17 protein-coding genes are annotated in these 18,010 nt (G+C 60.4%); 9 read left to right on the plus strand and 8 right to left on the minus strand.

From position 1 onward, the window contains the following. Position 1: 1 nt before the first annotated feature. On the plus strand, positions 2 to 526 hold the full coding sequence (locus N1037_00340; protein UWS79499.1) for a flagellar basal body-associated protein FliL: 525 nt from the start codon (positions 2 to 4) through the stop codon (positions 524 to 526). Positions 527 to 720: 194 nt separating this feature from the next. On the opposite strand, the gene N1037_00345 is transcribed toward N1037_00340, so the two are convergent. Genes N1037_00345 through N1037_00360 form a run of 4 tightly spaced genes read right to left on the minus strand, consistent with a single transcriptional unit; the run spans position 721 to position 5,039 of the window. Next, positions 721 to 1,506, minus strand: coding sequence for a carnitinyl-CoA dehydratase (locus tag N1037_00345; protein UWS81412.1), 786 nt, complete (start codon positions 1,504 to 1,506; stop codon positions 721 to 723). A gap of 11 nt (positions 1,507 to 1,517) precedes the next feature. Beyond that, a complete protein-coding gene (locus N1037_00350) occupies positions 1,518 to 3,554 on the minus strand; it encodes an acetate--CoA ligase family protein (protein UWS79500.1) in 2,037 nt (678 codons plus the stop codon). Between the two features lie 6 nt (positions 3,555 to 3,560). Then, complete coding sequence (locus tag N1037_00355; GenBank protein ID UWS79501.1) at positions 3,561 to 3,869, minus strand: SelT/SelW/SelH family protein; 309 nt, start codon at positions 3,867 to 3,869, stop codon at positions 3,561 to 3,563. Between the two features lie 6 nt (positions 3,870 to 3,875). After that, on the minus strand, positions 3,876 to 5,039 hold the full coding sequence (locus tag N1037_00360) for an acyl-CoA dehydrogenase family protein (protein UWS79502.1): 1,164 nt from the start codon (positions 5,037 to 5,039) through the stop codon (positions 3,876 to 3,878). Positions 5,040 to 5,117: 78 nt separating this feature from the next. Between N1037_00360 and N1037_00365 the strand changes: the two genes are divergently transcribed. Continuing rightward, positions 5,118 to 6,074 carry a helix-turn-helix domain-containing protein gene (locus tag N1037_00365; protein ID UWS79503.1) on the plus strand — a complete coding sequence of 319 codons (957 nt, stop codon included), beginning with the start codon at positions 5,118 to 5,120 and terminating at the stop codon, positions 6,072 to 6,074. Positions 6,075 to 6,135: 61 nt separating this feature from the next. On the opposite strand, the gene N1037_00370 is transcribed toward N1037_00365, so the two are convergent. Continuing rightward, positions 6,136 to 6,891 (minus strand): class II aldolase and adducin N-terminal domain-containing protein, encoded by a 756-nt coding sequence (locus N1037_00370; GenBank protein UWS79504.1) that lies wholly within the window; start codon positions 6,889 to 6,891, stop codon positions 6,136 to 6,138. A gap of 114 nt (positions 6,892 to 7,005) precedes the next feature. Here N1037_00370 and N1037_00375 point away from each other — a divergent pair, with 114 nt between their 5' ends. The 7 genes from N1037_00375 (at position 7,006) to msrA (ending at position 13,974) form a co-directional block, all read left to right on the plus strand. Next, positions 7,006 to 7,935 (plus strand): LysR substrate-binding domain-containing protein, encoded by a 930-nt coding sequence (locus tag N1037_00375; protein ID UWS79505.1) that lies wholly within the window; start codon positions 7,006 to 7,008, stop codon positions 7,933 to 7,935. Between the two features lie 127 nt (positions 7,936 to 8,062). Beyond that, a complete protein-coding gene (gene ade / locus N1037_00380) occupies positions 8,063 to 9,877 on the plus strand; it encodes an adenine deaminase (GenBank protein ID UWS79506.1) in 1,815 nt (604 codons plus the stop codon). Beyond that, positions 9,874 to 11,358, plus strand: coding sequence for an AMP nucleosidase (locus N1037_00385; protein UWS79507.1), 1,485 nt, complete (start codon positions 9,874 to 9,876; stop codon positions 11,356 to 11,358). Before ade ends, N1037_00385 begins: the two co-directional genes overlap by 4 nt. Before the next feature lie 142 nt (positions 11,359 to 11,500). Further along, positions 11,501 to 11,794, plus strand: coding sequence for an HU family DNA-binding protein (locus tag N1037_00390; protein UWS79508.1), 294 nt, complete (start codon positions 11,501 to 11,503; stop codon positions 11,792 to 11,794). Positions 11,795 to 12,012: 218 nt separating this feature from the next. After that, positions 12,013 to 12,885 carry a DMT family transporter gene (locus tag N1037_00395; protein UWS79509.1) on the plus strand — a complete coding sequence of 291 codons (873 nt, stop codon included), beginning with the start codon at positions 12,013 to 12,015 and terminating at the stop codon, positions 12,883 to 12,885. Positions 12,886 to 13,018: 133 nt separating this feature from the next. Then, positions 13,019 to 13,468 carry a peptide-methionine (R)-S-oxide reductase MsrB gene (msrB, locus tag N1037_00400; GenBank protein UWS79510.1) on the plus strand — a complete coding sequence of 150 codons (450 nt, stop codon included), beginning with the start codon at positions 13,019 to 13,021 and terminating at the stop codon, positions 13,466 to 13,468. After that, entirely contained in the window at positions 13,465 to 13,974 is a 510-nt protein-coding gene (gene msrA, locus N1037_00405) for a peptide-methionine (S)-S-oxide reductase MsrA (protein ID UWS79511.1), read from the plus strand. The genes msrB and msrA overlap by 4 nt, the downstream gene beginning before the upstream one ends. A gap of 70 nt (positions 13,975 to 14,044) precedes the next feature. On the opposite strand, the gene N1037_00410 is transcribed toward msrA, so the two are convergent. From N1037_00410 to N1037_00420, 3 genes are all read right to left on the minus strand, one after another. Then, the gene (locus tag N1037_00410; GenBank protein UWS79512.1) at positions 14,045 to 16,051 is read right to left on the minus strand and encodes a hydantoinase/oxoprolinase family protein; all 2,007 of its coding nucleotides are present in this window, start codon (positions 16,049 to 16,051) and stop codon (positions 14,045 to 14,047) included. Between the two features lie 69 nt (positions 16,052 to 16,120). Beyond that, the gene (gene queG / locus N1037_00415; protein UWS79513.1) at positions 16,121 to 17,173 is read right to left on the minus strand and encodes a tRNA epoxyqueuosine(34) reductase QueG; all 1,053 of its coding nucleotides are present in this window, start codon (positions 17,171 to 17,173) and stop codon (positions 16,121 to 16,123) included. Between the two features lie 102 nt (positions 17,174 to 17,275). Continuing rightward, positions 17,276 to 17,941, minus strand: coding sequence for a glutathione S-transferase family protein (locus tag N1037_00420; GenBank protein ID UWS79514.1), 666 nt, complete (start codon positions 17,939 to 17,941; stop codon positions 17,276 to 17,278). Between the last annotated feature and the right edge of the window lie 69 nt (positions 17,942 to 18,010).

Genomic DNA, 18,010 nt, shown 5'->3' on the forward strand with positions numbered 1-18,010 from the left:
CATGATCGCTAAATTACTTCCTGTCATATTGCTGATTGTCGGCACTGCTGCTGGGATTGGGGCCGGTATCATGCTGGCCCCCTCCCCAGAGCCCAAGGCGGAACAGGCCGCAGGCGACATGGGCGATGACATTGATCACGCTGATGGCGAAGAGGCTGAGCACGCCCAAGAGGCTGGCGAAGATGGGCTGGGGCCGGATCCAAACCGGGAATACATCAAGATCGACAACCAGTTTGTTATCCCGGTGGTGGAGCGCGAAAACCTGTCTTCTCTGGTGGTCATCGCGCTCAGCCTTGAGGTCAAAACCGGCATGAGTGACAAGGTCCACCTCTATGAGCCCAAGCTGCGCGATGCCTTCCTGCAGGTGCTGTTTGATCATGCCAATATGGGCGGCTTTCGTGGTGCCTTTACCCGCTCAGATGTTCTCAACCCGCTGCGCACCGCCCTACGGGAGGCCGCACAACGGGAGTTGGGCAAGGGCGTCTATGATGTATTGATCGTGGAAATCTCGCGCCAGGACGTCTAGGAACTGACTGAAAATTCCAAATGCTCCAGCGGGCCTGCTCTCTCCAGCGGGCCCGTTTCAACATGTATGGGGTATGCGCCCGGTCGGCAGCGCGCGCGGCCTGCACACTCCGAATAGGGCCAACCCTAAAGCGGCAGGCTGTGACTGCTGCGGCAGGGGCGGGAGCCCCCCCTGCCTCTTCTTAGCGCTGTTACTTAGCGGCCTTTCCAGACCGGGTCGCGTTTCTCGGCAAAGGCACGGGCACCTTCCAGCTGATCCTCACTGGAATAAAGCACATCCACCGCGCGCAACTGGCGCTGGGTGATATGGTTCATCGCATCCTGGAATTTGCAATCTTCCGCGTCGCGCACCACCTCTTTGATCGCCGCATAGACCAGCGGCGGCCCAGAGGCGAGCAGGCGTGCCAGCTCCCAGGCGCGATCCATCAACTGGTCGCCGGGCACAATCTCGTTCACCAGCCCCCAGCGGTTGGCTTCTTCGGCGTCAAACCAGCGCCCGGTGAGCAAAAGCTCCATGGCAATATGATAGGGAATGCGTTTGGGCAGCTTGATCGACGCCGCATCGGCCACGGTGCCTGAGCGGATTTCGGGCAGGGCAAATGTTGCGTGATCTGCGGCCAGGATCATATCGGCCGAAATGGCCAGCTCCAATCCACCGCCACAGGCGATGCCGTTCACCGCAGCAATCACTGGCTTGTTCATGTCGCGCAATTCTTGCAAGCCGCCAAAACCGCCGACACCATAATCGCCATCGACCGCATCACCATCAGCCGCCGCCTTTAGGTCCCAGCCGGGGCAAAAGAACTTGTCGCCGCCACCCGTCAGGATCGCCACCCGCAAATCCGGATCATCGCGAAAATCGCGAAACACCTCGCCCATCACCTTGCTGGTGGCCAAATCAATGGCATTGGCCTTGGGCCGGTCCAGCGTGACTTCCAGAATGGCGCCGTCGCGCCGGGTTTTTACCGGTCCATCCGTCATGTCCTGTCCACTCATCTCATCATATCCTTTCGTCGCATCAGCGCATCTGCCGCCACCGCATCCTCGGGCGTACACAGCAGCGGGTTGATTTCAATTTCTTCCAGACCTTCGGCCTCGGCCAGCACATAGTCCTGCACCGATCGCACCGCGCGTAAAATGGCACCGCGATCCGCGGCTGGTTTGCCGCGATAGCCTGCCAGTATTTTTGCGATCTTCAAGCCATCGAGGGCCGCATCAATTGCCGCATCACTGGCGGGCAGCAAAAGCGAGCACCTGTCTTGCAGGATCTCAGTCAAAGTGCCGCCCGCCGCCAGTGTCAGAACAAAGCCATGCGCCGGGTCTTTCACCACCCCGATCAGCAGTTCTGCCACGGTGCCGCCAACCATTTCCTCAACCAAGAACCGCTCTGTCGGCATCGCAGCTGCCGCCGCGCTGACGTCGCCGCCACAATTTAACCCCAGCACCACCGCGCCGGCTTCGGTTTTATGGGCAACCCCTTCGCCTTTCAGCACCACCGGATAGCCAATATCCGCCGCTGCCGCCCGCGCCATGCCGGGAGATTTGGCGCGGATGGATTTGGGAACCCGCAGGCCATACTGCGCCAAGCGAAACTTGGCTTCCGCCTCAGAGACCAGACTAGGCTCTACCACCGTGGTCGGCAGTAACACAGGCTCTGCGATCTCTGGTTCTGGCGCAGCGGAGGCCGCACAGGCCACCAGGGCCTCGCGCAGCCCACAAAAGGGCACCACGCCAGCTGCCATCAGCTGGTCGGAGACCGCCTCAGGCAACAGTTCCGGCAGGGTGGCCACCAGCGCAACATTTGCCCCTGTGGCCTGACGCGCGCCAATGGCGGCCTCAATGGCACAGTCCCAGTCACCGGCAGAGCAGCGATCGGGGCGCGGAAAATCAACGATCAGCAGGGTCATCGCCAGGGAGGGATCCATCATCGCAGACCAGGCCCGCGTCATCGCCGGCGTGTCGCGCCAGATATAGGTGTGGTAGTCCAGCGGATTGGCCAGCGCCACCATCGGCCCCAGGGCCGCACGCAGGTCGGCTGTCTGGGTGTCATTCAAAGGCGGAAACACCACCGGAAGATCATGCGCGGTATCGGCAGCAAGGCTTGCCTCGCCTCCCGAACAGCTGATCGATCCCAACCGGTTGTTGGCCAATGGCCCTGTCACATGCAGCAGTTTCAGCGTTTCCAGAAACGCTGGCAGATCGTCAAGCCGCGCAATCCCCAGACGCGAAAGCAAAGCCTGAGCCCCCGCATCACCACCCGCAAGTGAGGCCGTATGCGAAATGGTCGCCGCCTGTGCCTCAACGGATTTGCCCACCTTAAGCGCGATAATTGGCTTGCCCAAGGCGCGCGCCTTGGCTGCCAGTGCCTCAAAGGCGCGCAGATCGCCAAAGCCTTCGATATGCAGGCCCAGCGCGGTGACGCGATCATCGTCCAGCAGCGCCTCTCCGATGGCGGCAATGCCGGATTGCGCCTGATTGCCCGCCGCCACCACATAGGCGATGGGCAGGCCCCGGGTCTGCATGGTCAGATTGATGGCAATGTTGGAGCTTTGGGTGATCAGAGCCACGCCCCTCTCTACCCGCGCTCCACCGTGTTGGTCCGGCCACAACAGGGCACCATCCAGGTAATTGATAAAGCCATAGCAATTGGGCCCGAGGAAAGGCATCTCCCCCGCCGCTTGCAACAGCTGCGCCTGAAGATCTGCGCCCTCAGCATCCTCGGCCTGGGCCTCCAGGAAGCCAGAGGCAAAGCACACCGCACCGCCCGCATCCCGCGCCGCCAGGTCCCGTACCACCTCAATTGTGGCAAAGCGGTTTACCCCGACAAAGGTAGCATCCGGCGCCTGCGGCAGACTGGCGACATCCCGATAGACCGGCAGGCCTGCCAGCTCTTCTGCCTTCGGGTGAAGCGGCCAGATCTCGCCGTCGAACCCCATCTTCTGACACTGTTCAATCACCAGACGGCACCAGGCTCCACCGCCCACAACGGCGATGGTTTTGGGCCTAAACAGCCTGTTTAGAGACTTCATTTCGATTTATTCATCCCTTGTGGCCCGGTCCAGATGGCCAAGGTCCTGTTGCGGGTTGATCCGGTCGCGCACGCGGGTCTTCAGCTCTTTCACATCGGGAAATCCGCCGTCGCGCTTGCGCTCCCAGATCAGCTCTTCATTGAGCGCGATCTCAAAGATGCCTCCTACCTCCCCCGGCACCAGGGTCACTGCCGCCAATTGATCCTGGAAGGTCGACAGGAGTTCCTGCGCCATCCAGGCGGCGCGCAGCATCCAGTTGCAGCCGATACAATAGGTGATGGTGATCTTGGGCTTCAAAGGAGAGGTCGTTGGCATGGTTCATCAGGCTCCGTGGGCGCGTAACATTTCACGGCTGATGATATGCCGTTGGATCTCGCTCGTCCCCTCCCAAATGCGCTCAACTCGGGCATCGCGCCAAATGCGTTCCAGCGGCAGCTCATCCATCAGGCCCATGCCGCCATGGATCTGGATTGCCTCATCCGCAACCATGGCCAGCATCTCGGTCGCTTTCAGCTTGGCCATCGACATGTCAGTCTCGGTGACCGTGCCCTGATCAAATTTCCAACCGGCTTCCCAGGTCAGCAAATTTGCCGCCTTCAGCTCCAGCGCCATATCGGCCAACTTAAAGGAGACCCCCTGAAATTTACCGATCTGCTGGCCAAATTGTTTGCGTTCAGCGGCATATTCAACCGAGTGTTGCAAGGCGCGATCAGCGCGACCCAGGCAGGTTGCCGCCACCTGCAAACGGGTCGCCCCCAGCCAGGTGTTGGCCACGTCAAAGCCCTTGTCGACCTCACCCAGGATGGCTGAGGATGGCAGGCGACAGTCGTCAAACTCCAACACAGCATTGGTATAGCCCCGGTGCGAAACATTGCCGTAGCCATCGCGCACCGCAAATCCCGGTGTGCCCTTGTCGACAAAGAAGGCGGTGATCTTTTTCTTTGGCCCGCGCGGGGTGTCTTCGACACCCGTCGCCATAAAGCAGATGGCAAAATCCGCGATATCGGCGTGGCTGATAAAATGTTTGGTGCCGTTCAGGATCCAGTCATCGCCATCTTTGCGCGCCGTGGCCTTCATGCCGCGCAGGTCAGAGCCCGCGTCCGGCTCCGTCATGGCAAGACAATCCCATTTTTCGCCCTTCATGCAGGGGAACAGGTATTTCTCTTTCTGCTCTTCGGTGCCGGCCAGTAGAATATTTGACGGGCGCGCGACCCCGGTCCAGTGCAGCGCATAGTTGGCGCGGCCCAGCTCCTTTTCATACATCAGCCAGCTGAGCGTATCGAGCCCGGCGCCGCCCACCTCTTCGGGCATATTTGCGGCATAAAGCCCTGCCGCCATCGCCTTTGCCTGGATGTCCTTGATGACATCCATGTCCAGATGCCCAGAGCGTTCGACTTCCTGCTCGTGGGGGTAAAGCTCGTTCTCCACAAAGGCACGAGTCGTCTCGACGATCATTGCCTGCTCTTCTGTCATGCCAAACTGCATCGCGCGCATCCTTCTCTTTGACTTGCCCAACAGTCTAGCGCTGAGCTAGGGATACTTCATGCAAAGATGGAAAAAATCATGCAGAGTTGGGTAAAAGAAGACGCCGCAGCGCAGCAGGTTGATTTGCTGTTGTTTGATGATTTTTCCGGCCATTGCCTTGCCAATACGGTCGAACCTTTGCGCGCGGCCAATACATTGGCGGGGCGGCAGATCTATGCCTGGCGGTTTCTCACCCTGGAAGGTACGCCCGTCACCTCCTCCGCCGGGATGGAGGTGAACCCCCATGACCAGCTGGCCAAGTGTCGCGGCGACATGTTGATTGCCATGCCCTCGTATCGCTATCGCCCGCTGGCAACGGAGGCGGCGAAAAAGTCTTTGCGCGCGGCTGCAGGTCGCTACGAGGTGATGGCAGGCTTTGATGCCGGGGCCTGGCTTTTGGCCGCAGCCGGCCTGCTTGATGGACGCCGCGCCACCATTCACTGGGAGGAACTGGCAGGCTTTGCCGAGGATTTCCCCCAGATCGATGCCCAGCGCCTACGCCATGTGCAGGACGGCAATCGCATCACCTGTACCGGGGCCTTGGCGGCCTTTGACCTGATGATGGATCTCATCGGTCAGGCCCATGGGCAGGCCCTGCGGCTGGAGGTCGCCGCCCTGTTCATGAGCCCCGAAGTCACCGAGGCAGAGCCTGCCCCTCTCGCCATAGGCTCTGCGCGCAGCCGCTCTGTCGCCAGGGCCTTGGCGCTGATGCAAGCCAATATCGAGGCCCCACTTTCGGTGATGGAAATCGCCCGCCAGATTGGCCGTAACCGCAAAGATCTGGAACAGCGCATGAAGGCACAACTGGGGGCCACCCCGCAGGCAATCTACCGGCATCTGCGCCTTATACAGGCTCGAAAGCTTGTATTAGAGACTGACTTGTCCATCGCAGAGATCGCCCTGCGCAGCGGCTATGAAGACCCCAGCGCCATGACCCGCGCCTATCGCGCCGAATTTGGCGTCCCCCCGCGCCAGATGCGCAACAGCACGGGGTGACACGATCTGGTGGCTTAGCCAGAGGCCTTAACAAGGGCCTGATAGCGGTCTGGAAACGGCTCTAGCTGGCGTAGGTCGAGCCTTCACCATCCAGGATCAGTTTGATCTCGCGCAGGTGTGCCTCGGCCTGGGAGGGGTAGTCCTCCAGCTCGCGCGCGGTTTTCTCGGCGATCTCATCCGACAACAGGCGCAGGGGCTGCCCGGTCTGCAAGGCCCGAATATAGGTCTCGGCGGCGCGTTCAAAATAATAGAGCCTATTAAGGGTATCCGCCGGGTCAGAGCCGATCACCAGCACCCCGTGGTTGCCCATGATCATCACCTTCTGTTTGGGATCGGTCAGCATCGCCGCACAACGCGCGCCTTCGTCCTCAAAGGCCAAACCGCCATAACCATCGTCGATGACATAGCGGTTGAAAAAGGTGGCGGTGTTTTGATCAATCGGCGGCAGGCTGCTATCGGCCAAAGAGGCCAGAACCGTGGCAAAAATCGAATGCACATGCATCACGCAACGCGCCTGCGGACAGAGGCGATGGATCGAGCCATGCAGCCCCCAGGCGGTGGGATCCGGCGCACCGGGTTTGGTCATGGTTTCGGGGTCATTGGCGTCCAGCAGCAACAGGTTTGATGCGGTAATCCGGGCAAAATGCATCTGATTGGCATTCATCAAAAACTGGCTGCCGTCTGCGTTCACCGCCAGGCTGAAATGATTGGCGACACCTTCGTGCATATTAAGCCGCTCCACCCAGCGAAAGCTCGCCGCCATGTCCACGCGTTCCTGCCAATGGTCCATATTGGGGCGCAATTCTGCAACGCTCATTTTGATGCTCCTGAAACAATTTCTGATTGCCCAGAACCTGTGCCGCAGAGGTCTGTTTGACCAGCGAAAAAAATGGCACCTTGCCATTAGCTGAGCTTATGCCAAACTTATGCAATGAAAACCTCCCTGCCCCCGCTCGGCTGGCTACGGACCTTCGAGGCCGCAGCCCGGCATCTGTCCTTTACCGGCGCCGCCAATGATCTGAACATGACCCAAAGCGCGGTCAGTCAGCAGATCAAGGGGCTGGAGTCACATCTGGGCAAAACCCTGTTTCATCGCCGCCCCCGCGCCCTGGAGCTGACCCCAACCGGCACCACCTATCTGCCAGTGGTGCGCGAGGCCTTTCGCACCCTGACCAATGGCACCCGCGCCATTTCCGGATCACAAAAGAATGTGGTGCAGGTGCAGTGCAATATGTCCTTTGCGGTGCAATGGCTGTCGCCCCGGCTGGGCAGGTTTTACGATGCGCACCCGGATGTTTTGCTGAACATCTCTACCGAAATCTGGGAACCCCGCGACATGGCCGAAGGCGCCGATGTCGAGATCCGCTTTTCCCTGGGGCTGGCGGATACGGTGCGGGGTGAGCTGTTGCACCGCGATCATTACTATCCGGTCTGCGCCCCGGACTATGCGGTGACCCTGACAGAGCTGCATCAGCACCGACTGTTTGACTGTTCCAATCTGATGGCAAATTTCCCCGCCTGGGCCGAGGATCAGGGCCTGCCTTGGCCCAACCCACCGGTGAGCTATGCCACCACCTATATGGCCTGCCTGCCCGCAGTGGCTGCGGGGGCCGGCCTGGGGCTGGCCCATGACATCCTGGTCAGCGACCTGATCCTGCAGGGGCAGCTGATTGCCCCGTTTGACCACCGCGCCCCGGTGCCAGAGGCCTACTATCTCCTGCTTTCCCCCCAGGCAGAACACGCCCCGGGCGCCCAGGCTTTTGCCAACTGGCTGCGGGCCGAGATGGCGCAGGACCACTGCGGCGGTAAGGTCTGGCCAAAGGCGTTCAAGCGCACACCCCAAGCCCACCCAGACAATTAGCACCCGCCCTGCGATCTCATCCGGGAGAGCTGTCACAAAACACCCTCTTGTCCTGCCTATAGGTGTTTCTAGGCCAAGCACAGATCCCAGGGCTTGCACTTACGCGCGCAATCAGAACAATTGGCACATGACAGATAAAGCATTCCCCAGCTGGCCCGATATCGCCCCAGACCTGATCCATGTCGCCGCAGGCCGCGCGCCTGCCGATACGGTCATTCGTCAGGGCAAATGGGTCAATGTCCACACCCGCGAGGTGCTGGACAATCACGACATTGCCATCAAATCCGGTCGTATCGCCTATGTTGGCCCCGATGCCAGCTATTGCACCGGGCCGGATACCCAGGTGATCGAAGCACAGGGACGCTATATGATTCCCGGCCTCTGTGATGCCCATATGCATATCGAATCCGGCATGTTGACCCCGGCGGAATTTGCCCGCGCGGTAATCCCCCATGGCACCACCTCGATGTTCACCGACCCCCATGAGATCGCCAATGTTCTGGGGCTTGAGGGCGTGCGGCTGATGCATGACGAGGCGTTGCTACAGCCCGTCAATATCTTCACCCAGATGCCCTCCTGTGCGCCCTCGGCGCCGGGGCTGGAAACCACCGGGTTTGAAATCACTGCCGAAGACGTCGCCGAAGCCATGCACTGGCCCGGTATTATTGGCCTCGGAGAGATGATGAACTTCCCCGGTGTGGCCAATGCCGACCCCAAGATGCTGGCCGAAATCGCCGCCACCCAGCGGGCAGGTAAAACCGTTGGCGGGCATTATGCCTCGCCGGATCTGGGGCGGGACTTTGCCGCCTATGTCGCCGGTGGCCCGGCGGATGACCACGAGGGCACCTGCGAAGCAGACGCCATCGCCCGAATGCGCCAGGGTATGCGCGCCATGGTGCGGCTGGGGTCTGCCTGGTACGACGTTGAGGCACAGATCACCGCCATCACCGAAAAAGGCCTGGATCCACGCAACTTTATCCTCTGCACCGATGATTGCCACTCTGGCACGCTGGTGAATGACGGCCACATGAACCGGGTGGTGCGCCATGCCATTGCCTGCGGCTGTGATCCGCTGATCGCGCTGCAGATGGCAACGATCAACACCGCCACTCATTTTGGGCTGGAGCGCGATATCGGCTCGATAACGCCGGGACGGCGCGCCGATGTGATCCTCACCTCGGATCTGACCGAGCTGCCGATCGAGCTGGTCATAGCACGCGGGCAGATCGTCGCTGAATCAGGCTCTATTACGGTGGATTGTCCGCATCTTGACTGGCCTGACAGCGCCCGTGGCACCATCCATCTGGGCCATGTTCTGACGGCAAAAGATTTTGAAATCCAGGCCCCCGAGGGTGCCAATGCCGTCACCGCCAATGTCATTGGCATGGTGGAAAACCAGGCCCCAACCAAGGCGCTGAAGGCCGAGCTGCCGGTGCATGACGGGCTGGTAGAGGCCACCATGGCCGCCGAGGGCGAGACCTGCCAGATCGCATTGGTAGAGCGCCATCAGGCCACTGGCGGCGTCACCAATGCCTTTGTTTCGGGCTTTGGCTATCAGGGCAAAATGGCCATGGCCTCCACCGTGGCCCATGACAGCCACCACATGATTGTGGTGGGCACCGACCGGGACCAGATGGAGCTGGCCGCCAATCGCCTGGCCGAGGTCGGCGGCGGTGTCACCATCTTCCGCGATGGCGCAGAGCTGGCCCTGGTCGAGCTGCCCATTGCAGGGCTGATGTCCGACAGCCCCGCCACCGAGGTTGCCGCCAAGGCGCAAAAACTGGGCGAAGCGATGGAGGCCTGCGGCTGCTCGCTCAACAACGCCTATATGCAGCACTCCTTGCTGGCTCTGGTGGTGATCCCTGAACTCAGGATCTCGGACCTTGGGCTGGTGGACGTGCGCACCTTTGAAATGATCCCCGTGATTGAGCCGCTCACATGACGCCCGCCACACCGATCACCCAGATCAAACAGCCCCAGGCCCCCGCCCCCGAGAGCTTTTCCGACGCCAGCGCCGCCGTGGCCCGGCTGGAAGAGCTTTACGCTCAGGCCACCACATTCCTATGTGATGAGTTTATTGCCAGCATGGCGACAGGGACAAAAGGCACCCAGCGCATTCGCGCCTTTTATCCCGAGATCCGCTTTACCACCTCCAGCTTTGCCCAGGTGGACAGCCGCCTCAGCTTTGGCCATGTTTCGGCGCCGGGCACCTATGCCACCACGGTGACGCGGCCGGATCTGTTTCGCCACTATCTGACCCAGCAAATCGCCCTGCTGATCAAAAACCACGGTCAACCCGTCACCATTGGCGCCTCAACCACCGCAATCCCGGTGCATTTTGCCGTTGGTTCCCGACCTGATCTTACCGTACCGCAGGACGGCGCTGCCGGGTTCACCCTGCGCGATATCTTTGATGTCCCGGATCTGGCCACCACCAATGACGATATCGTCAATGGCACCTACCAACCCGAAGACGGCATCGGCCCACTGTCGCTGTTTACCGCGCAACGTATTGACTACTCGTTGGCGCGGCTGTCTCATTACACCGCCACCGCACCTGAGCATTTCCAGAACCACGTTCTGTTTACCAACTATCAGTTCTATGTGGCCGAGTTCGAGGCCTACGCCCGCGCCCAACTGGCGGATCCGACCTCCGGCTACACCAGCTTTGTCAGCACCGGCAATCACGAGATCACCGCCCCAGAGGCAGAGATCCCTGCGATCGCCAAGCTGCCGCAGATGCCGACCTACCATCTGAAACGCGCTGACGGCAAAGGCATCACCCTGGTCAATATCGGTGTCGGACCGTCAAACGCCAAAACCGCCACCGACCATATAGCGGTGCTGCGCCCACATGCCTGGATGATGGTTGGCCACTGTGCCGGCCTGCGCAATACCCAGGCGCTGGGGGATTTTGTGCTGGCCCATGCTTACCTGCGCGAAGATCACGTGCTGGACGATGACCTGCCGGTCTGGACGCCGATTCCAGCCCTGGCAGAAATCCAGATCGCTTTGGAACAGGCCGTGGCCGAAGTCACCAAATTTGAGGGCTATGATCTGAAGCGGATCATGCGCACCGGCACCGTCGCCACCATCGACAACCGCAATTGGGAATTGCGCGACCAATCCGGCCCGGTGCAGCGGCTCAGCCAGTCCCGCGCCATCGCCCTGGATATGGAAAGCGCCACCATCGCCGCCAATGGCTATCGCTTTCGCGTCCCCTACGGCACCCTGCTCTGTGTGTCCGACAAACCACTGCATGGGGAGCTGAAGCTGCCAGGCATGGCCTCTGACTTTTATCAAACACAGGTTGCGCGTCATTTGCAGATCGGCATAAAGGCGATGGAACAGCTCAGATCGATGCCGCTGGAACGGTTGCACAGCCGAAAACTGCGCTCCTTTGACGAAACCGCCTTCCTTTAGGCCGAGTTTTCCACTGTTTTCTGCAAAAAACCGCTGGTTTCTATAGTCTTTTGTTCCACAACGCGTTGTGTTCCTACACAACATAACGATAATGTTGCGCGATGAGGCCCCACAGTTCGGGCAGTTTTAAGGAGATCTGAGAATGTCCAAACCGATGACAAAAACCCAGCTTGTTGCCGCTCTGGCTGAGGAAATGGGCGAAGATAAAAAGACCGCAGGCGTTGCTCTTGAAGCCGTCTGTGCCTTGATCACGCGCGAAGTTTCCGAAGGCGGTGCTGTCACTCTGCCTGGCGTCGGCAAAATCTATTGCCGCGAGCGCCCCGAGCGCGAAGTGCGCAACCCTGCCACAGGCGAAAAGTTCATGAAGGAAGCGGACAAGGTTGTGAAAATGACCATTGCCAAAGCCCTGAAAGACAGCGTCAACGGCGAAGCCTAATCTAGGAATTTCCGGATTACTGCTATCGAGATCGGGTCGCCTTTGGCGGCCCTTTTTTCATGCCTGCCCCTAGCGTGCCTGCCCTTTTCACGCCTCCCCGTCATGCGCGGGCTGGATCCGGATGCCAATCGCGTGAGCGCACATCGAATGGGCATTCCCAGTAGGTACTTGCCTTGCTAAAGACCTGAAGACACCACCAGCCCTCTGGAGACATCGTTATGGATCTACGCGCAGTTGCCATGGGGCTCACCTTTGCCCTCATGTGGTCTTCGGCTTTCACCTCCGCCCGGATCATCGTGATGGATGCCTCGCCGCTGTTTTCTCTGGCGGTGCGGTTTTTGATTTCAGGATTGATCGGCGTCGGAATTGCCCTGGCTCTGGGACAGACCTGGCGGCTGACCCGCAGCCAGTGGCGGGCCACCATGATCTTTGGTCTCTGCCAGAATGCGCTGTATTTGGGGCTGAACTTTGTCGCCATGCAGTGGATCGAAGCCTCCCTCGCGGCCATTATCGCCTCCACCATGCCGCTCTGTGTGGCGCTGGCCTCCTGGCTGATCTTTGGCGACCGGATCAGACCACTGGGCCTTCTTGGCCTGATGGCGGGGGTGGCCGGTGTGGCGCTGATCATGGGCACCCGGATCAATGCCGGGGTTGATCTCTTTGGCCTTATCCTCTGCTTTGTCGGGGTCGCGGCCTTGACCGTAGCCACCCTGGCCCTGCGCGGCGCCACCTCTGGCGGCAACTTCATGATGGTTGTCGGCCTGCAGATGTTGATTGGATCCGCCATTCTGTTTGTCGCCGCCCCACTGAGCGAAGATATCTTTGTACACCCGACCCTCCGGTTGGGGCTGGCATTTGCCTATACCACCGTTGTTCCCGGCCTGATGGCGACCTTTATCTGGGTGCTGTTGCTCAACCGGATTGGCGCCATTCGCGCTGCCACCTTTCACTTTCTCAACCCGGTTTTTGGCGTCGCGGTTGCCAGCCTGCTGCTGGGGGAGCACCTGGGCCTGCTTGACCTGATCGGTGTCGCGGTGGTGACCTTAGGCATTCTGGCCGTGCAGCTGTCCCGGCAGGCCGCCCCCAAGTAACCCGCAGTTTCCCGCACACAGAGCCGCGAGCCGGGTGAAATGCTCTTTGCATTTTGCCCGCGACACCCCATCTTTGCCACAATAGCGAACAGAGCGGCCCTAGGCACAAGACCGCAACAAGTCGGAGACCTGCATGACCAAATATACCAAAGACCCCACCGCCATCGCCGCCCTCTCGGAAGAGGAATTCTACGTTACCCAGAACGCGGGCACCGAACGCCCCGGCACCGGCAAGCTGCTCGCCAACAAAGAGGTTGGTATCTATGTCGATATCGTCTCGGGCGAGCCGCTGTTTGCATCCGGGGACAAATACGATTCCGGCTGCGGCTGGCCCAGCTTTACCAAACCGATCGAACCCGCCTATGTCAGCGAGCTGGAAGACCGGACCCTTGGCATGATCCGCACCGAAGTGCGCTCCACCCATGGCGACAGTCACCTGGGCCATGTCTTCCCCGACGGGCCAGTCGAACACGGTGGCCTGCGCTACTGCATCAACTCTGCCTCGTTACGGTTTATTCCACTGGCTGAAATGGAGGCCGAAGGCTATGCAGACTACATCAATCAAGTGGAGGTAAAAGCATGAGCGAACGCGCTGTACTCGCTGGGGGCTGTTTCTGGGGCATGCAGGATCTGATCCGCAAGCGCAAAGGTGTGCTGGAAACCCGTGTCGGCTACACTGGCGGCGATGTGGCCAATGCCACCTATAAAAACCACGGTACCCATGCCGAAGGCATCGAGATCCTGTTTGATCCCAGCCAGACCTCCTACCGCGAGCTGCTGGAGTTCTTCTTTCAGATCCATGACCCCACCACGCAAAACCGTCAGGGCAATGATCTCGGGCTAAGCTATCGCTCGGCAATTTATTATGTCGATGAGGCGCAAAAAGCCGTGGCGCTGGACACCATCGCCGATGTCGAAGCCTGCGGGCTTTGGCCCGGCAAGGTGGTGACAGAAGTCGAACCCGTCAGCGATTTTTGGGAGGCCGAGCCCGAGCACCAGGACTATCTGGAACGCCGCCCGGATGGCTACACCTGCCATTTTGCCCGCCCCGACTGGGTGCTGCCCAAACGCAGCGCAGCAGCACAATAACCCAAGTTAGAGCCAAAATTGAACCAAGACCCGCGCCATTCTGGGGCGGGTCTTTTGGTTTCCCCCGCGCTTAACCCTTGGCCACACGGGGGCGGCCACTGGCTTCGACCGTCAGCATCGCCTCGACAAAGACCTCACGCGCCTCGACCTCAGCCATGCGAATATCGCGGGTGACATGGATATGGATATCCTCCGCCCCCGCCGCTTCGGCAGCGGCGCGGGCCTGATCCCCCAGGGCTTGCTCAAGCACCTGCAGGGCCTCCTGTGAGGCTGAAAAATCCTGCGGCGCGCTGTCCAGATGAACCCGAAACTTGCCCTCAGCCGGCGCGGTTACGCTGCCACTGCGTCGCATGGTGATACGGCCCACCACAGCACCAATGGCATTGGCCACCCCGGCGTGTTCCGGCAACAGCATTCGGCATTTCAGCCGCTCTCCAACCGCCGGGTAATAGCACGGCGCCGAGGCCCCCAGCCCCACCACATCAGAATTTACCGCCAGGTCCAACGACAGAATCCCACGATGCGAGACCAGCCCCCGCTGGGTGAGAACATGCCGCGCCAGATCCGCGGGCGGCAAAGGAAAATCCGCAGCCTCCTCGGCAAAAGCAGACTCTAACAGGGTCAAAGAGGTCTGTTCCGTGAGCTGATCCACAATCATCCGCGCCAGGGTTTCCGCATCCGGCGCCAGCCCCTCTCCACTGCCAACCCGCCGCCGGGCGAACAGGGTAAGGGCCTTTTCAGCGGCCTCGGCATCCCAGGCCTGAACCCAGCCCAATACATGGCTGGCATCCGATGGGGTAACGCCCGCAACCTGCACCAAACCGCGATCCAGCAGGCGGCTTAGCGCGCCCTGTTCCATCCGGGTCCGCAGAATAGCGCCCAAAGGGTGCACTTGGGTGCCAATGCGCCCCAAAAGGGCCTGTTCGCGCTCCCCCAGACCGACAGCAGGCAGGCCAATCACAGCACGCACAAATCGGCCGTCATATTCCCCTACCACTGGCGCATTGAGTTGCTTGTCCAGCGCCGCATGCACCACCTCAGGGGCCTCTGCCGCGATCAAAGACACCGGCACTACTCGGCGCGGGCCCAGCGTCACCCCGCCCTGCAGTCCACTAGACTGCAGGTGCACCTGGCTGTCACCGCCCAGACCAGTGGTGCGCATGGCCACTGCCTCGACCATGGTGCGAAAGTCACCCACCCGCGCACCCGCCGGATCAATCGCCGGCTTGCCGTCGCGGATCAGGGCCACATCCGTGGTGGTGCCACCGATATCGCTGACCAGGGCATTCTCTACCCCGGTCATCCAGCGCGCCCCGACGATGGAGGCCGCAGGCCCGCTGAGAATAGTCTCGATCGGGCGTTCGCGGGCCTGCGCTGCCGACATCAGGGCGCCATCGCCACGCACCACCATCATCGGAGCCGTCACCCCAAGCTCCACCAGCACATCCTGCGCCCGGCCAATCAACCGGTCGATCATCCCAATAAGCCGCGCATTCAGCACCGCAGTCACCGCCCGTTTGGGGCCGTTCAGCTTTGCCGACAGCTGGTGCGAGCAGGTAACTGGCGCCTGGGTCATCTCTGCGATGATACGCGCCACCTCCAGCTCATGCGCCGGGTTCCGGGTGGCAAATACAGAGGCCACGGCGAACCCCGAAACCCCCGCCGAATCTGTCTCTAAAAAGGCGCGCAGTGCATCTACATCCAGGGCGCATGCCTCGGCCCCGGCATGATTATGCCCCCCGGCAAGGATCAATGCGGGATCGCCCTTCAAGGCATCCCGCAGCCCGTGGCGATCCAGGTCGGCCCCGCTAAATCCCACGTAGATCAACGCCACCCGGCCACCCTGGCCTTCGACCAGAGCATTGGTTGCCAGCGTGGTCGACAGCGCCGCCATCGACACCTCTGCTGCCGCACAGCCAGATTGCTCGAGAACCGCCCGAATGGCGCCACCAACCCCGATGGCAAGATCCGCTCGCGTGGTCAGTGATTTGGCGCTGGCAATCACCTCTTTCTCGTCACGGATCAAAACCGCATCCGTGTAGGTTCCGCCTGTATCCACCCCCAGAAGCACCGTCATTTCAATCGTCTCCAAGCCGTTCGCTCAACTGGTCTAACGCCTATTTGAGACAGGTCCATCCTGTTTGCGTCATGACAGCCGCTGAACCGCCCATCGTGCCGCATCGGCCACCGTTGCATCCGGATCCTGGGTCAACCCCTCTGCCACGCTGCGCAGGGCCGGCAGATCAGAATTGCCAATGGCATACAGCACATTGCGCACAAACCGGTCTCGCCCCACCCGTTTGATCGGTGAACCGGCAAAAAATGTCCGAAACCCTGCATCATCCAATACCGCCAGCTCTGCCAGCTTTGGCGCCTCCAGCTCGGCGCGGGCGGCATAGCGCAGATCACTGGCGGCAACGGCAAATTTATTCCATGGGCAGGCCGACAGACAGTCATCACAGCCATAGATCCGATTGCCCAGCTTGCTGCGCAACTCCTCGTCAATTGGACCTTTGTGCTCAATCGTCAGATAAGAAATGCACCGCCGCGCATCCATCTGATAGGGCGCGGTAAAGGCCTCTGTCGGACAGGCCGTCAAACAAGAGGTGCAGGATCCGCAGCGGTCCACTTCAGCTGGATCTGCTGGCAGATCCAGCGTGGTAAAAACAGAGCCTAAAAAAGCCCAATTTCCCCAGTCTCGGCTCACCAGGTTAGTATGCTTGCCCTGCCACCCAAGCCCCGCCGCTTGCCCTAAAGGCTTTTCCGGCACCGGAGCCGTATCAACAAAGACCTTAACCTGTGCCACCTCATCCTGGGCCTTGGCCTCTTCAATCAGCCAACGCGCCAAACGCTTCAGCCGCTTTTTGACCAGATCATGATAGTCCTTGTTGCGGGCATAGACCGAAACCGCGCCTCGGTCGGCACAGCCAACCACCGCCATCGGGTCTTCTTCCGGGGTGTAGCTCTCTGCCAGCATGATGACCGAGCGCGCCTCCGGCCACAGCACACTTGGATCGCCGCGCCAATGGCTGCGCTCTGCCATCCAACCCATCTGCCCATGATAGCCCTTGTCGAGAAACTGCTGCAGCCGATCTGGCACCAGTGGCACATCCCAGGGGCGACAGATCTTGCAGGCGACAAACCCTTCAGCAAGGGCCTGCGCCACCAATCGCGCCTTCAGATCAGCACCGTGTTTCATTTGGCCAATAATATCCTCGGGGGTGAATTGCCTACGCCAACAGGCAAAAGGGGGCAGACAGCCTCCTTACTGTGCCAGCCGCTGCAGCAAAACGCCAGTCTCTCAGAAATCGAGATCGGCGTAATGGGCGGGCGGACGAAAGCCCGAAATCTGATCCGCCAGAATGGACCGAAAAGCCGGACGGGATTTGATCTTGGCATACCAGTCCTTGACCACAGCCGAGCGGTTCCAATCCACATCCGAGATATAGTCCAATGACGACAGATGCGCCGCAGCGGCAAAATCTGCCAGGCTCATCTGATCCCCTGCCAGCCAGCGCCGATGGTCCAGCAGCCAGGTCATATAGTCGAGATGGTATTTGATCGCCTTGGCCCCGGCCTTGACGTTCTTGCTGTCCGGGTAGCCTTCACCGGTGACCTTCTTGTTGACCCGCTCATAGAGCAGCTTGGAGGTCACTTCCGAATGAAATTTATCGTCAAACCAGCTGACGATGCGGCGCACCTCATAACGGCCATCCGGGTCACTGGGCATCAGCGAAGGTGTCGGCCGCGTTTCTTCCAGATACTCGCAGATGGCAGCACTCTCGGACATCATTTTGCCATCCAGACGGATGACCGGCACCTTGCCCGCCGGGTTGCGGCGCAAAAAGTCCGGGTCTGCTTCCCAGTACCGCTCTTCAACCAACTCTACTTCGATCTTCTTCTCCGCCAGGGATAGACGGATTTTCCGACAAAACGGGGAAAGCGGGACATGATAGAGACGTGCCATATGGTCTTTTGGAACTCCGGGTCGGACTGCGAGGGACTGATCCAGCAATGCCCTGTGCGCGGCAAAACT

This window comes from Phaeobacter sp. G2 (assembly GCA_025163595.1).
In the GTDB taxonomy this organism is placed as follows: Bacteria; Pseudomonadota; Alphaproteobacteria; order Rhodobacterales; family Rhodobacteraceae; genus Pseudophaeobacter.

Coding starts and splice junctions, on each gene's coding strand:
- N1037_00345 (UWS81412.1), bottom strand. CDS start 1,506: ATGACGGATGGACCGGTAAAAACCCGGCGCGACGGCGCCATTCTGGAA.
- queG (UWS79513.1), bottom strand. CDS start 17,173: ATGAAACACGGTGCTGATCTGAAGGCGCGATTGGTGGCGCAGGCCCTT.
- N1037_00365 (UWS79503.1), top strand. CDS start 5,118: ATGCAGAGTTGGGTAAAAGAAGACGCCGCAGCGCAGCAGGTTGATTTG.
- N1037_00355 (UWS79501.1), bottom strand. CDS start 3,869: ATGCCAACGACCTCTCCTTTGAAGCCCAAGATCACCATCACCTATTGT.
- N1037_00360 (UWS79502.1), bottom strand. CDS start 5,039: ATGCAGTTTGGCATGACAGAAGAGCAGGCAATGATCGTCGAGACGACT.
- msrB (UWS79510.1), top strand. CDS start 13,019: ATGACCAAATATACCAAAGACCCCACCGCCATCGCCGCCCTCTCGGAA.
- N1037_00375 (UWS79505.1), top strand. CDS start 7,006: ATGAAAACCTCCCTGCCCCCGCTCGGCTGGCTACGGACCTTCGAGGCC.
- ade (UWS79506.1), top strand. CDS start 8,063: ATGACAGATAAAGCATTCCCCAGCTGGCCCGATATCGCCCCAGACCTG.
- N1037_00370 (UWS79504.1), bottom strand. CDS start 6,891: ATGAGCGTTGCAGAATTGCGCCCCAATATGGACCATTGGCAGGAACGC.
- N1037_00340 (UWS79499.1), top strand. CDS start 2: ATGATCGCTAAATTACTTCCTGTCATATTGCTGATTGTCGGCACTGCT.
- N1037_00390 (UWS79508.1), top strand. CDS start 11,501: ATGTCCAAACCGATGACAAAAACCCAGCTTGTTGCCGCTCTGGCTGAG.
- N1037_00395 (UWS79509.1), top strand. CDS start 12,013: ATGGATCTACGCGCAGTTGCCATGGGGCTCACCTTTGCCCTCATGTGG.
- N1037_00420 (UWS79514.1), bottom strand. CDS start 17,941: ATGGCACGTCTCTATCATGTCCCGCTTTCCCCGTTTTGTCGGAAAATC.
- N1037_00350 (UWS79500.1), bottom strand. CDS start 3,554: ATGAAGTCTCTAAACAGGCTGTTTAGGCCCAAAACCATCGCCGTTGTG.
- N1037_00410 (UWS79512.1), bottom strand. CDS start 16,051: ATGACGGTGCTTCTGGGGGTGGATACAGGCGGAACCTACACGGATGCG.
- N1037_00385 (UWS79507.1), top strand. CDS start 9,874: ATGACGCCCGCCACACCGATCACCCAGATCAAACAGCCCCAGGCCCCC.
- msrA (UWS79511.1), top strand. CDS start 13,465: ATGAGCGAACGCGCTGTACTCGCTGGGGGCTGTTTCTGGGGCATGCAG.